The sequence below is a fragment of the Limnothrix sp. PR1529 genome (assembly GCF_002742025.1).
Classification (GTDB): Bacteria; Cyanobacteriota; Cyanobacteriia; order CACIAM-69d; family CACIAM-69d; genus CACIAM-69d.
Genome location: NZ_LIRO01000097.1, coordinates 23,331 through 35,415, shown reverse-complemented (window position 1 = coordinate 35,415; position 12,085 = coordinate 23,331). Strand labels below are relative to the sequence as shown.

Annotated in this window: 17 protein-coding genes; 10 read left to right on the top strand and 7 right to left on the bottom strand. The window is 56.9% G+C overall.

Features of this window, described 5'->3' with window-relative positions; genetic code table 11:
* Both AMR42_RS14105 and AMR42_RS21520 read left to right on the top strand, forming a co-directional pair.
* On the top strand, positions 1-936 hold a 936-nt coding region (locus AMR42_RS14105), incomplete at its 5' end, for a pseudouridine synthase (RefSeq protein ID WP_368670743.1).
* A gap of 324 nt (positions 937-1,260) precedes the next feature.
* Positions 1,261-2,517 (top strand): helix-turn-helix domain-containing protein, encoded by a 1,257-nt coding sequence (locus AMR42_RS21520; protein WP_099534305.1) that lies wholly within the window; start codon positions 1,261-1,263, stop codon positions 2,515-2,517.
* A gap of 137 nt (positions 2,518-2,654) precedes the next feature.
* On the opposite strand, the gene AMR42_RS14095 is transcribed toward AMR42_RS21520, so the two are convergent.
* From AMR42_RS14095 to ndhC, 3 genes are read right to left on the bottom strand one after another with little or no spacing between them, the layout of a single operon-like run.
* A complete protein-coding gene (locus tag AMR42_RS14095) occupies positions 2,655-3,188 on the bottom strand; it encodes an NAD(P)H-quinone oxidoreductase subunit J (RefSeq protein WP_099534304.1) in 534 nt (177 codons plus the stop codon).
* A 12-nt stretch (positions 3,189-3,200) separates the two neighbouring features.
* Positions 3,201-3,908 (bottom strand): NADH dehydrogenase subunit K, encoded by a 708-nt coding sequence (locus tag AMR42_RS14090; protein WP_099534303.1) that lies wholly within the window; start codon positions 3,906-3,908, stop codon positions 3,201-3,203.
* The gene (gene ndhC, locus AMR42_RS14085) at positions 3,899-4,261 is read right to left on the bottom strand and encodes a photosynthetic/respiratory NAD(P)H-quinone oxidoreductase subunit C (protein ID WP_099534302.1); all 363 of its coding nucleotides are present in this window, start codon (positions 4,259-4,261) and stop codon (positions 3,899-3,901) included. The genes AMR42_RS14090 and ndhC overlap by 10 nt, the downstream gene beginning before the upstream one ends.
* Positions 4,262-4,698: 437 nt before the next feature.
* Here ndhC and AMR42_RS14080 point away from each other — a divergent pair, with 437 nt between their 5' ends.
* Together AMR42_RS14080 and AMR42_RS14075 are read left to right on the top strand one after the other, a co-directional pair.
* On the top strand, positions 4,699-5,103 hold the full coding sequence (locus AMR42_RS14080) for a rubredoxin (RefSeq protein ID WP_099534301.1): 405 nt from the start codon (positions 4,699-4,701) through the stop codon (positions 5,101-5,103).
* Between the two features lie 95 nt (positions 5,104-5,198).
* On the top strand, positions 5,199-6,230 hold the full coding sequence (locus tag AMR42_RS14075; protein WP_099534300.1) for a photosynthesis system II assembly factor Ycf48: 1,032 nt from the start codon (positions 5,199-5,201) through the stop codon (positions 6,228-6,230).
* Here AMR42_RS14075 and AMR42_RS14070 read toward each other — a convergent pair.
* Positions 6,227-6,499 carry a hypothetical protein gene (locus AMR42_RS14070; protein ID WP_099534299.1) on the bottom strand — a complete coding sequence of 91 codons (273 nt, stop codon included), beginning with the start codon at positions 6,497-6,499 and terminating at the stop codon, positions 6,227-6,229. The two genes, AMR42_RS14075 and AMR42_RS14070, sit on opposite strands and share 4 nt — an antisense overlap.
* Before the next feature lie 82 nt (positions 6,500-6,581).
* On the opposite strand from AMR42_RS14070, the gene psbE reads away from it, so the two are divergent.
* The 5 genes from psbE to AMR42_RS14045 all read left to right on the top strand — a co-directional run bounded on the left by psbE (position 6,582) and on the right by AMR42_RS14045 (position 8,669).
* A complete protein-coding gene (psbE, locus tag AMR42_RS14065) occupies positions 6,582-6,833 on the top strand; it encodes a cytochrome b559 subunit alpha (protein WP_099534298.1) in 252 nt (83 codons plus the stop codon).
* 22 nt (positions 6,834-6,855) lie between these two features.
* Complete coding sequence (gene psbF / locus AMR42_RS14060; RefSeq protein WP_099534297.1) at positions 6,856-6,990, top strand: cytochrome b559 subunit beta; 135 nt, start codon at positions 6,856-6,858, stop codon at positions 6,988-6,990.
* A gap of 12 nt (positions 6,991-7,002) precedes the next feature.
* Positions 7,003-7,122 carry a photosystem II reaction center protein L gene (locus AMR42_RS14055; RefSeq protein ID WP_099534296.1) on the top strand — a complete coding sequence of 40 codons (120 nt, stop codon included), beginning with the start codon at positions 7,003-7,005 and terminating at the stop codon, positions 7,120-7,122.
* A 214-nt stretch (positions 7,123-7,336) separates the two neighbouring features.
* Positions 7,337-7,456 (top strand): photosystem II reaction center protein J, encoded by a 120-nt coding sequence (locus tag AMR42_RS14050; protein WP_099534295.1) that lies wholly within the window; start codon positions 7,337-7,339, stop codon positions 7,454-7,456.
* A 538-nt stretch (positions 7,457-7,994) separates the two neighbouring features.
* Positions 7,995-8,669 (top strand): DUF3318 domain-containing protein, encoded by a 675-nt coding sequence (locus AMR42_RS14045; RefSeq protein WP_099534294.1) that lies wholly within the window; start codon positions 7,995-7,997, stop codon positions 8,667-8,669.
* 180 nt (positions 8,670-8,849) lie between these two features.
* On the opposite strand, the gene AMR42_RS14040 is transcribed toward AMR42_RS14045, so the two are convergent.
* Both AMR42_RS14040 and AMR42_RS19965 read right to left on the bottom strand, forming a co-directional pair.
* Positions 8,850-9,221: a DUF6464 family protein gene (locus tag AMR42_RS14040; protein ID WP_099534293.1), complete on the bottom strand. Its 372-nt coding sequence runs from the start codon at positions 9,219-9,221 to the stop codon at positions 8,850-8,852.
* Between the two features lie 19 nt (positions 9,222-9,240).
* On the bottom strand, positions 9,241-9,483 hold the full coding sequence (locus tag AMR42_RS19965) for a hypothetical protein (protein ID WP_143473104.1): 243 nt from the start codon (positions 9,481-9,483) through the stop codon (positions 9,241-9,243).
* Positions 9,484-9,750: 267 nt separating this feature from the next.
* On the opposite strand from AMR42_RS19965, the gene rpsD reads away from it, so the two are divergent.
* The gene (gene rpsD / locus AMR42_RS14030; protein WP_099534291.1) at positions 9,751-10,359 is read left to right on the top strand and encodes a 30S ribosomal protein S4; all 609 of its coding nucleotides are present in this window, start codon (positions 9,751-9,753) and stop codon (positions 10,357-10,359) included.
* A 127-nt stretch (positions 10,360-10,486) separates the two neighbouring features.
* Here the strand turns inward: rpsD and AMR42_RS14025 are convergent, their stop codons facing one another.
* Positions 10,487-11,920 carry a circularly permuted type 2 ATP-grasp protein gene (locus tag AMR42_RS14025; protein ID WP_099534307.1) on the bottom strand — a complete coding sequence of 478 codons (1,434 nt, stop codon included), beginning with the start codon at positions 11,918-11,920 and terminating at the stop codon, positions 10,487-10,489.
* Positions 11,921-12,085: the final 165 nt, after the last annotated feature.

Sequence of the window (12,085 nt, the reverse complement as noted above, 5' to 3'; positions counted from 1 at the left end):
CCCATCACCCACCCCAACCCCATCACCTACCCCAACCTCAGCATCCCGCCCGTGAGTCGTCGCCGCCGTCCTACTGTCCCTGCCCGATCGCCCGCCTCTGACTTGACCCAGCCGATCGCCCCAGGGGCAACGGCAGCCCCCCACGCGATCGCGCCCCAAGCTGGGCAACGGTTGCAAAAGGTATTGTCCCAATGGGGCTTGGCTTCCCGTCGCCATGCGGAAGTTTGGATTACGGAAGGGCGAGTGCGGGTCAACGGCCAGGTGGCGCAATTGGGCTGCGTGGTCAATCCCGCAGTGGATCAAATTGAGGTTGATGGTCGGCCCGTTCATCCAGCCGATCGCCCCACACTGATCTATCTACTGTTGAATAAGCCCGCTCGGGTGCTGTCGGCTTGTGCAGACGATCGACAGCGGCGAACCGTGTTGGATTTACTTCCCCGATCGCTCGTTGAGCAAACGGGACTGCACCCCGTGGGCCGCTTAGATTGGGATTCCACTGGGGCCTTGTTGTTAACCAACGATGGGGAACTGACCCACGCCCTCACCCATCCTCGGTTTCACCAACCCAAAACCTATCGCGTGTGGGTGCAGGGACAGCCCAGCGCCCAAGTGTTGGCGCAATGGCGACAGGGCATTTTATTGGATGGCCGCCCAACGCTGCCGGCCCAAGTCCGCGAGGTGCAAGGGCGCGGGCATCACCCTCAGGGCGATCGCACGGAACTAGAAATCACTTTGGTGGAAGGTCGAAATCGGCAAATTCGACGCATGGCCGAATTATTCGGTCATCCGGTGATAAAGTTGCACCGTATTGCTATTGGTTCGCTCACCCTGAAATCAAAGCAGGGTCAAGAGCTGCCGATCGGCACGCATCGGCATCTGACAGCCGCTGAAATTCAGCAGTTGCGCCGCCAGTCCGGCTTAGGATCAGCCCATTAATCCCAGTCCGACTCATTCCCCGTCGATTGATCATGATTGATCATCATGCTGGCCGGAATTCCCCTTGAATTCCCAAAAGCGTCGCGAGCGGTATCGGTCAAGACCCAGCCCATGGGACAATCCTAATCTCAGACCCAAATACCATCCTCAAGATTCTGACCTCAAAATTCTGACCTCAAAATTCTGATGGTGGTTGTCTAAACCTTCGCAAGATGGCCTCTCGGTCGCTAGGATAGTCACGAGTCTTCGTCTCCCCAACTCTCGGTACAATCTTCCAACTCCTCCCCGTTCCGCCGCATCACGCACCGCAGCAGCCACAAGGATATGAACGACAGCACGATGCCTGCTGACTCGCCCCAAGTTGAGCGCCTTGTTGAAATCGGCGCTCGACTGCGGGAATGTCGCGAAAGCCAAGGCTTAACGATCGAGTCCGTCGCGGCAACCACCAAAATTCAACGTCGTATCCTGCAAGCACTTGAGGCGGCCGATTCGTCCTCGCTGCCCGAGCCGGTTTATGTGCGCGGGTTTATTGCCAAGTACGCCACGGCTTTGGGGTTGGATGGTTCCGAAATTGCCCAGGAATATCCGCTGCAAAATGGCATAGTTCCCGTGCGCTCCCAACGGGTGCTGTCGGTGATTCCTGCTCCCCAGCTCAAGCCGGCCCATTTGGTGATGCTGTATATCGGTGTCCTGATTGCGTCGGTGTTGGGTCTGTCGGCCCTGTTGCGCCAAAGCCAGCCGGCCCCTAGCACGGTGATTGTGCAGCCGCCGGTTGCTTCACCCAGCCCAGCGGTTACGCCGACTCCCCGATCGACCGCCAGCCCCAGTACCCCAGCTCGCCCGACGGCGGCCGCTAGCCCTTCACCTAGCCCCACGCCTTCGCCTAGCCCTTCACCGACTCCTACCCCCAGTCCTTCACCGACTCCTACCCCTAGCCCCAGCCCTTCACCGACTCCTAGCCCCAGTCCTTCACCTAGCCCTTCGCCCAGCCCGACTCCTACGGCTTCTGCCACACCGAAGCCCACCACGAGTCCGAGTCCTCGTGCCATGACCCCCACGCCTTCGCCGAGGCGCACGGCGGCCCAGTCGCCCCGCCCTGCTGCGACCAGCAGTCCTGCGCGATCGCCCGTTCCAGCCCTAGCCAGTGGGGGTGACGGGGTGTTGGTGGCTCAGGGAATTGCTAGCCAAATTCGCTTTCCACAGCGGCTCAACCTGGCCCCGATCGCCCCAGTGCGGGTGAATGTGCGGCTCACGGCCCGCTCTTGGGTGCGAATTCTGACTGATGGCAAGGTGACCTATGAAGGGGTCTTGCCCGAAGGAACCCAGCGTTTGGTGACGGGTCAGCGCAATGTGGTGGTGGTGACGGGCAATGCGGGAGGGACATTCCTGAGCTACAACGAGGGCACAGAACGGAAGCTGGGTAATACAGGAGCGGTGCAGTCGGCTCGCTTTGGCACGCCCGGTGCTGGACAGGCTCCGGGGCGATCGAACAATCGCCCTAACAACCAGCGTGGCGGCACTCCGGCAAATAACCAAAATCAGGCGCGGGACGGCGCAAATCGCAATAGCTTACCCAACTAGCCGGTTATATTTGCGTGGCTCTTGTGTAGCCGATCAGCGAGTGTTTTCAACCTTTTGATTTTTCCCCATATGCTGCAAAGCCCTCGGATCGATCAAATCGCGATCCGAGGGCTTTGAGTATCGTTGATTGGGACGGCCTAATAGGCATCCTGAAGTTCGTAGAAGTCCGGCGAGATATAGTCCTTGCGCAAGGGCCAGCCGACCCAATCTTCTGGCATCAGAATCCGCTTCAGGCTCGGGTGGCCTTCGTAGACAATGCCGTACATGTCGTAGGCTTCGCGTTCTTGCCAGTCAGCGCCTTTCCAGATCCAGTAGACCGAGGCTACGGTTGGGTTGGCACGCGGCAGGAACACCTTGACACGCACTTCCTTGGGCTTGGTCACGTTGTCGGCCACCTGCACCAGGTGATAGAGACTCACGAGGTCTTCACCGGGGCCCAGGTCGTAGGCACACTGACATTGGAGGTAATTAAACCCGTAGGCGTAGAGGGCGGTGGCGATCGGGAGCCATTTGTCCCGATCGACCTTGATCACTTCCACGCCCAAATCATCGATTTCCAGCAGTTCGTTACCGAAGCCGTTGCTGGTCAGCCATTGGGAAATATCCCCTTTGAGGGCGATCGCACCGGCTTCGTTGGTGGCGAGATCGGTGGGTTGGGTTTCGTCGGCCATGCGTTGCGTCTCCTAAGCTTCCTGTTTGGCCCGATCGGTCAACAGCGCGGGCGGCACGGGCAGCCCGATCGCGTCGGTCAGGCTCTTGGGCGGGGCTTGTCGGCCCGGCTCTTGCAAATAGCGACCGGTCAAAATCGGCGAAGTTGGCTTCATTTGGTGGTCGATCGTGTAGTAGCGGTTGGTTTGGGCCGTGGCTCCGCGCTCCGCCAGTGACTCATTGGCCACCTTTTTGCGCAGCTTGATAATCGCATCCACGATCGCTTCCGGACGGGGCGGGCAACCGGGCAGATACACATCCACCGGAATCAACTTATCCACACCGCGCACGGCCGAAGGTGAGTCCACGCTGAACATGCCACCCGTGATCGTGCAAGCCCCCATGGCGATCACATATTTCGGCTCTGGCATTTGCTCATACAAGCGCACCAGGGCCGGAGCCATTTTCATGGTGATCGTTCCGGCGGTGATCAACAAATCCGCCTGGCGCGGGCTGGAGCGGGGCACCAGTCCAAAGCGGTCAAAGTCAAAACGGGAGCCAATCAGGGCTGCAAATTCAATGAAGCAACAGGCCGTGCCATAGAGCATCGGCCACAAACTCGACAACTTCGCCCAGTTGTAGAGGTCATCCACCGTGGTCAAAATCACGTTTTCCGACAGATCTTGCGTGATCTGCGGACGACCCACGGACTCGATCGGGTTAGGGTTCGGTGTTACGACCATTCCAACGCTCCTTTGCGCCAGGCATAAACAAGGGCAATGACCAGGATGGCAATGAAGACCAGGGCCTCAATGAAAGCCAACAGACCCAAGCGGCTAAAAGCCACCGCCCAGGGGTATAGAAACACGGTTTCCACGTCAAAGACCACGAAAACCAGTGCAAACATGTAGTAACGGATATTGAACTGAATCCAAGCTCCGCCGATCGGCTCCATCCCTGATTCGTAGGTCGTGCGCCGTTCCTTGCCAGGACGCTTGGGGCGCACAACGGCAGAAGCACCTAGGGCAAGCACAGGCACAATGCCGCAAAGCAGCAGGAAGCCTAGAAAGTATTCATAGCCACTCAGCGTAAACATATCTGGGGGTACTGCTGGAGAACTCTAAAGCGGGGATCAGCGCCTTTTTTCCCAACCTGGGGTCGGATTCACCCAGGGTTTGCCAACCAAAGGGCTGGCCATCACTTGCTGGAAGCTGCTGGAAGCTGGCGCTCATTATTCTGACATGAACGAATCGATGAAAACTTTGGATGCTGGGGATTTGATGGCTTTTTCGGGGATTTTGCGCAGGGTCGATCGCCCCAGAGCCTAGACCAGAGGGGCGATCGCGCCTGTGCGATAATCGTTAAGACAATCTTTTAATCCCAGTAATTAGCCCACGTTAACTAGCCCAGGTTAACGGTGGCGGAGCATGGGCCTGTGCCCGGCTCCATGGGGCTAAATCCGATCGAGTCCTGACCTCGATCGGCTCGGTTGAATTCCCGTCGTTTCGATCTTCACGCTTCCTGTCGCAACCCATGACTCATCCACCAGAGGACTCACCGATCGAACCGATCGCGGCTGCCGACTCCAGCGCGATCGAGGCCACCTCCTCGGAACCGGCCGCCCCCGCCCCGCCCGATCGCTATGAATGCCGCTCCTGTGGCTATGTCTACGAACCCGGCAAGGGGGATGAGCGTCGGAACGTGGCCCCCAACACCCCCTTCGAGACCCTGCCTGAAAATTGGCGCTGTCCCGTTTGTGGCGTGAAAAAATATCAATTCAAAAGCATCGGCCCCGCCGGCAAAGCCTCCGGATTTGACGAAAACCTCGGCTACGGCATTGGGGTTAACACCCTCACTCCCGGTGCAAAAAACGTCCTCATTTTCAGCGTTTTGGGCCTGGGAATTCTGTTGCTCCTGAGCTTTTATGGTCTGAATTAGCCCAAGGCAGTTCCCTTGGCTGATTCCCGCTGAGCACCCCTTTCAGACCGCACCGAAACTCTCGATTCCGGTCACCTCATCATCCCATTCATCCCATGACCCACTGGCTTCGTAATCTATTCCCCAAATTATTGCCTGTCCTGTTTGCGGCCCTGCTTTGCGTGGGCTGCACCGCTCGCAAAATTGACTCCGTAGCGGCCAACCCCTGGGAGGTGATTAACCTGCCCACCGAACAAACCATGTTGGATGTGACCCTGGTGGGCAAGGGGCCCCACGGCTGGATGGTGGGTAAAGGGGCCACCATCCTGGAAACCACTGACGGTGGTAAAACCTGGGCCGATAAGTCCCTGGATTTGGGTGACTCGCCCTATAACTTGGAGTCCGTGAGTTTCTCGGGCAAGGAGGGCTGGATTGTCGGTAAGCCCGCCATCCTGCTGCATACCACCGATGAGGGTAAAACCTGGTCGGAAATTCCCCTCAGCAACCAACTGCCCGGCGATCCACGCTTGATTGTGGCTTTGGGATCCCAGCAGGCCGAAATGATGACCGACTTGGGAGCCATTTACCGCACCACGGACGGCGGCCGCAACTGGAAAGCCATGGTGCAAGAGTCGATCGGGGTGGTGCGCAATGTTTCCCGATCGAGCAGCGGTAAATACGTCTCCGTTTCCTCGCGGGGGAGCTACTACTCCACCTGGACTCCTGGCGATGAAGCTTGGCAGCAACACAACCGCAACAGCTCGCGCCGTCTGCAAAACATGGGCTTTGGCCCTGACGATCGCCTGTGGTCTCTCGCACGTGGGGGCCAGGTGCAATTCAGCAGCCCCACCGATGTGGAAACCTGGGCCGCTACCACCAGCCCCGAACTGCGCAACAGCCTTGGGCTGCTGGACTTGGCCTATCGCAATGATCAGGAGCTGTGGATTACTGGGGGGAGCGGCGATTTGCTCGCCAGCTATGACGGCGGTAAAACCTGGCAGAAGGATCGTGCCGTCGGCGATGTACCCTCCAATTTCTACCGAATTCTGTTCTTTGGGCAGGATCAGGGCTTTGTGCTGGGCCAAAACGGCGTAATCTTGCGCTATGACACAGCCAAGCTCAATGCCGCAGCTCCGGCTGCCAGCTAAGGCGATCGCGGCTTTGCCCATCGATTTTCGGTGAGTTGCGGCCGGGAGCGTTGTTGGTGCTCGATCGCTGGTGGATTAGTCGCCGGTTTCTGCATCGGTTCACGCGCCGGTTCGTGATAATCGCGGGATGCATCCCCAGCGATCGCCCGATCCCCGCCGCCCCTCGCAAAAAGCTCGATCGCCCAGGATTGGCTTGTGGAGTTTTTCCCCCGTTCTGTATCATGGAAACCAGCAATTGCCCATTCTCCGGCCGTCGCTGAAGTTCCCAAAACTCAGCGGTTTCCGGGTTGAATGATTGGGCAAGCCGCTAGCTCTTGTTTAATTTTCCATTGAGAGAAGACTAAAGAGACTATGTCATCTGGATCAACTGGTGAGCGTCCGTTTTCGGACATCGTAACGAGCATCCGCTATTGGGTCATCCACAGCATCACCATCCCGGCTCTGTTTATCGCTGGTTGGTTGTTTGTCAGCACGGGCTTGGCCTACGACGCATTCGGAACGCCCCGCCCCAACGCATACTTCACCGAGACGCGCACCGAAGTGCCGATCGTGCAAATCCGTCAAGGCGCTAAGACTCAGATTGATCAGTTCTTGCAGAAGTAGTTATTGAGCGTTTTTAACAATCATGGCGACGCAGAATCCCAACCAGCCCGTTGTTTACCCGATTTTTACCGTTCGTTGGTTGTCAGTTCACGCACTGGCAGTACCGACGGTGTTCTTCCTGGGCGCGATCGCGGCCATGCAGTTCATTCAGCGCTAGGAGATTGTCACTGTGGAACGTAGCCCTAACCCCAACAAGCAACCCGTAGAGCTGAACCGGACTTCGCTCTACCTGGGTCTGCTGTTTATTTTCGTGATTGGCATTTTGATGTCCAGCTACTTCTTCAACTAGGCTGGTCAACTGAGCCGCGCAAGAACTTAAGCTCCGGCTTAAGCCTTGGCTGCTGATTGGCTGCTGATATTGATGAAGCATTCGTTGAATGATCGTTGAATGGTCAACGAATGATCAACATCCTCCAGCCCTGAGCTGGGGAAACTATCAGTGTGATGCGCTCTAGTGGCGCGTCCTCATCAAACCCTATTTCCTTACTAAGGAGGTCACGGCTGTGTCTGGAGGCGGACGAATTCCCCTGTGGGTTGTCGGCACGATCGCCGGTATTGGTGTCATCGGTGTTGTCGGTTTGTTTTTCTATGGCGCTTACGTCGGTCTTGGTTCGTCGATGTAATTTTGGCTGCCTGTTGATTGGGAACGCTCTTGTCGCTTGGCACAAGGGCGTTTTTGCTGATTAGGGACTGCTCAATCAAGGCTGGCTTGTTAAGGTTGATCCATGGGAATCAGCGGTTAGGGTTGCCAGTGGCACAATCCAGCCCAGGGCCCCCACCCGATCGAACTCTGGCCAAGGGTGGTGGAACCGTGGCAGAACCCCATGGCAACCGCTGAAGATGTGCGATTGGCGACCGGGAGCCGGAAACGGGGCGCGATATACTGCAAATACCCGATCAGATCACCAATCAACGAGCACTGTTCCGCAAGTTGGCATGGGCCCCTGATCAGCCAGAGCCGGACAAGGTTCCCCAGTGATCGATGGCTTGGTTTCCATTAATTCCCATTAAACGGAGCCACCAGCCCAGGGTGCGATCGCCATTGTCCAGAACCTTGCCCAGAACCTTAGAACAGTTGATCGACGGATGCCGGGGTGGGTTGCTCTCCCCAGCTAGATTCGGGTTGTTTCCGGTGCTTTTTCGGTTTGGATACCAGTTGCAATGACCTCGTTTTCCACAGCTCGATCGGATCTCAGCGAACTTCGACGACTCAAAAGCCTGTTGCCCCCTGAGCTACAGAGCTGGGTAACCGTTGAAAAGGCCATGGACGTGAATCCGCCCCTGATTCGTTGCGAAGAAATCGGCAAGGATCAGGTGGAAATTCAGGTGGATTTGGTGGCCTGGGAGCAATTCGCAAAGGATCAGCGCAATTTGCTGTTTTGGCACGAGGTGGCCCGCATTCAAAACGACACCATCCCGCGCGACGGCTGGGAAATGGCGGCCCTGGCGATCGGGCTAGGCGGTGCGGTGGGTGAACTGTGGGTACAAGACGGCCTGTTGCTGCTGCTGGCCTTGGGGCTGTGTGGGGTGTCCGGCTGGCGGCTCTATCAGAAAAACAACAGCGATCGACAACTGAAAGAGTCGATCGAGGCCGATGAAAAGGCGATCGCCCTAGCCGCTCGGTTTGGCTATTCCTTGCCCAATGCCTACAAAAGTTTGGGCAGTGCCTTGAAAACTCTGGTGGAACAAACCCCTAAAAAGAAATTGCGCAGCCGGTATGAATCGCGACTGCAATCCCTGAAGCGCAGTGCCGCCAAGGCCAAAGCTCGAATGCAAGGTGGCCCAGAGTCGGAGCCGAATTTTTACCGCGATCGGGATCGGCAGTTGGAGTTTTAAAGTTAGCGTTTTAAAGTTGGCGTTTTAAAACTGGCATTTTGAAGCTAGTGCTTTGAGGCCGGGCCCTGAACTGCCGCTTGAACATTTTGGGGGGATCTCGCCAACTGCGGGATCCCCCCATGATTTAGGCCCAGACAGCTCAACCCAGCTAGGCTGAATGGGGCTTGATCATCTGGATCATTAGGCCCGCTTAGGAATCAGTTCAAAGGAGCGACAGCCCAAGCAGGGGCCCGACGGGTTCACGGCACAACGGAGCAGTTCCGATCGCGCATTGAATCGACAGCGCGGATCGCCAATGATCCATTGACCTTCAAAGAAATTTTGCTCCGAGGGGCGCTGGGTTGCCTGTACATGCAACGCAATCTTGTAGAGATGGTAGCGGCCCGATCGCAGTTGATAGCGATGGTGTCGTTCCAAGACTGCGTAGGTCTTGCCGGCCAAGTCTAAGTAGCTGCCGGGCTGAGGATGCCAATCAAGTTGCACATCACCGAGGGACTCACGAGGGTGGGTGACAATCACCTCCGTGGGTAATGAGGGTGGATCTTGTTGCATGGGCAAACGGGGGAAGGATTCAGAAGGAACCTGGTTGACAGACCCGATCGGGCAGTTTGCAATCGGATGATGGGAAATCGGCGCGAGGGCCTGGCCCCTTGGGGCGATCGCCCGGCATTCGCAACTGTCCTATCCTAGCCCGAGACTCACCGGAATCCGGCGGCCACCTCACCGGTCGATCGCACAGGGATCCATGATCCAGGGCCAAACCACCGATCGGCCCGGGCAATTTTGGATCGATCGGCCCAGCCAACAAAATCATCCAAGTCCGCCAAGCAATGGCCCCAAAAATCCAGCCCGCATGACTGCGCCGTTGCCACGCAAAAAATGCGTGGGAATTTTGTGCAAAACATTAGGGCGATCGCGCCAATACCTGTATACTGGTCAGTCTGGAAACGTATGCCGCGGCTGGCACGTTTGTCATAAGCTTTCTGGCTCAGAAGCTTGCGTTGCTTGATCTCCAACCGTCCTTCCCGTTGTCGATTAGGCGCAAAAACCGCAACAAGGAAAGGAATCTAAAGTCTTAGTTATGTCTCGATACAGAGGTCCGCGTCTCCGCATTGTGCGTCGTTTGGGCGAGCTGCCGGGTTTGACCCGCAAGAGTGCCAAGCGTGCCTACCCGCCCGGACAACATGGCCAAAACCGCAAAAAGCGTTCGGAATATGCCGTGCGCTTGGAAGAAAAGCAAAAGCTGCGGTTTAACTATGGTGTCAGCGAGCGCCAAATGTTGCGCTACGTTCGGAAAGCTCGTCGGGCAGCCGGTTCCACGGGAACGGTGCTGTTGCAACTGCTGGAAATGCGCCTAGATAACACCGTGTTCCGTTTGGGCATGGCTCCCACCATTCCCGCCGCTCGTCAGTTGGTGAACCATGGCCACATCATGGTCAACGGCCGGCGCGTGGACGTGGCTAGCTATCAGTGCCGTCCTGGGGACGTGGTTACGGTGCGGCCGAAAGATCAATCGCGCAAAATTGTGGAAAACAACCTGCAATTCCCCGGTTTGGCCAACATGCCCAGCCACCTGGAATTTGACAAGGAAAAGTTGACCGGCAAGGTGAACAGCGTGATCGATCGCGAGTGGGTGGCGCTGCAAATCAACGAACTGCTGGTGGTTGAGTACTACTCTCGCCAAGCTTAGGTTCGTTGGGGCCAGATTCCCCACTTCTATGCAAATTTGGGATTCAGGTTTCTGGATCCATTGCCAAAAAGGCATTTCAAGAGTCACCCAGCCCGATCGGTTGGGTGATTTTTTTCGATTGCAATGCCTAATCCATCAACACCCAAGTGTCCTTGGAGCCGCCCCCTTGGGAAGAGTTGACCACCAGCGATCCCCGACGCAGGGCCACCCGTGTCAGACCGCCGGGATGCACATAGATATCCTCCCCGTAGAGAACATAGGGGCGCAAATCCACATGGCAGCCCTCAAACTCCCCATCGAGCAGGGTGGGAACCCGCGACAGACAGAGGGTGGGTTGGGCGATGTAGTTGCGGGGGTTGGCCCGGATTCGATCGGCAAAATCGGCCTGTTGCTCGGCGGTGGATTGGGGGCCAATCAACATGCCATAGCCCCCGGATTCGTTGGCCGCCTTGACCACCAATGAATCCAAATGTTCCAGCACATAGGTCAAGTCCGCCGGTTCCCAACAAAGATAGGTGGGCACGTTGGGGATCATGGCCTCTTCATTCAGGTAGTAGCGAATCATTTTGGGCACGTAGGCATAAACTGCCTTGTCGTCGGCCACGCCGGTTCCCAGCGCATTGGCGATCGCCACTCGTCCCGATCGATACACATCCGTTAGCCCAGGCACGCCCAACATAGAATCGGGGCGAAACACCTGAGGATCGATGAAGTCGTCGTCAATCCGTCGATAAATGGCATCCACCCGTTGCAGGCCTTTGGTGGTTTGCATTTGCAAATAGCCATCGGCCACCACCAGGTCTCGCCCCTCCACCAGTTCCACGCCCATTTGTTGAGCCAGGAAGGAATGCTCAAAATAGGCGGAATTGTAGATTCCCGGCGTGAGCACAACGACGGTGGGATTGGCCAGGCGATCGGGCGTAAGGTTCAGCAGCGTTTCCAATAATCGCGACGGATATTCATCCACCGCCTGAATGTTGGCGTTTTCAAAGACCTTGGGGAAGGTGCTTTTCATCACGCGCCGATTTTCCAAAACGTAGGAAATGCCCGACGGACAACGCAGGTTATCTTCGAGCACATAAAACTGCCCTTGGCGATCGCGCACCAAGTCGGTTCCGGTCACGTGGCACCAAATGCCCTTGGGGGGCTGCAATCCCATACAAGGCTGCAAAAATCCCTTAGCTGATTCGATTAAATCGCGGGGCAAAATACCATCTGCAATAATTTTTTGGTCGCTATAGATATCCTGTAAAAAGCAATTCAGGGCATGAATTCGCTGTTTCAGACCCTGTTCGAGGGTTTGCCATTCTTGGGCGTTAATAATGCGCGGAATGATATCGAAGGGAAAGGCTCGCTCAATGCCTTCGCTGGCTCCATACACATTGAAGGTGACCCCCTGGCGGAAGAGGGCAATTTGAGCTGCTTCTTGGCGTTGGCTTACCTCGGCGGCTGATAGCGATCGGAGGCGATCGACCAAAAATTGAGCTTCGGGGCGGGGCTGACCGGGGCCGGCAAACATCTCATCGTAAAAGTCCCCTGGATCGTAGGAGTCCACATTCATAGGCGGATGCGTGGGCCGAGTCATGGGCTTTCGGGGTTGGGCCAATAAAGGGTGAATCGGGTTGGGCGATCGCTGGCCGAGGCTTGGGGGTTGGAGTCGATCGCCCCTTAGCCCGTGATAACGCAGGGGCTGGCCGTGATTCTGTAAGTTTTGACGCGATCGCGG

What these genes read in the sequence shown, in the direction of transcription:
- AMR42_RS21520 (WP_099534305.1), top strand. Translation starts at nt 1,261, where the DNA reads ATGAACGACAGCACGATGCCTGCTGACTCGCCCCAAGTTGAGCGCCTT.
- AMR42_RS14095 (WP_099534304.1), bottom strand. Translation starts at nt 3,188, where the DNA reads ATGGCCGACGAAACCCAACCCACCGATCTCGCCACCAACGAAGCCGGT.
- AMR42_RS14090 (WP_099534303.1), bottom strand. Translation starts at nt 3,908, where the DNA reads ATGGTCGTAACACCGAACCCTAACCCGATCGAGTCCGTGGGTCGTCCG.
- ndhC (WP_099534302.1), bottom strand. Translation starts at nt 4,261, where the DNA reads ATGTTTACGCTGAGTGGCTATGAATACTTTCTAGGCTTCCTGCTGCTT.
- AMR42_RS14080 (WP_099534301.1), top strand. Translation starts at nt 4,699, where the DNA reads ATGACTCATCCACCAGAGGACTCACCGATCGAACCGATCGCGGCTGCC.
- AMR42_RS14075 (WP_099534300.1), top strand. Translation starts at nt 5,199, where the DNA reads ATGACCCACTGGCTTCGTAATCTATTCCCCAAATTATTGCCTGTCCTG.
- psbE (WP_099534298.1), top strand. Translation starts at nt 6,582, where the DNA reads ATGTCATCTGGATCAACTGGTGAGCGTCCGTTTTCGGACATCGTAACG.
- psbF (WP_099534297.1), top strand. Translation starts at nt 6,856, where the DNA reads ATGGCGACGCAGAATCCCAACCAGCCCGTTGTTTACCCGATTTTTACC.
- AMR42_RS14045 (WP_099534294.1), top strand. Translation starts at nt 7,995, where the DNA reads ATGACCTCGTTTTCCACAGCTCGATCGGATCTCAGCGAACTTCGACGA.
- AMR42_RS14040 (WP_099534293.1), bottom strand. Translation starts at nt 9,221, where the DNA reads ATGCAACAAGATCCACCCTCATTACCCACGGAGGTGATTGTCACCCAC.
- AMR42_RS19965 (WP_143473104.1), bottom strand. Translation starts at nt 9,483, where the DNA reads ATGATTTTGTTGGCTGGGCCGATCGATCCAAAATTGCCCGGGCCGATC.
- rpsD (WP_099534291.1), top strand. Translation starts at nt 9,751, where the DNA reads ATGTCTCGATACAGAGGTCCGCGTCTCCGCATTGTGCGTCGTTTGGGC.
- AMR42_RS14025 (WP_099534307.1), bottom strand. Translation starts at nt 11,920, where the DNA reads ATGAATGTGGACTCCTACGATCCAGGGGACTTTTACGATGAGATGTTT.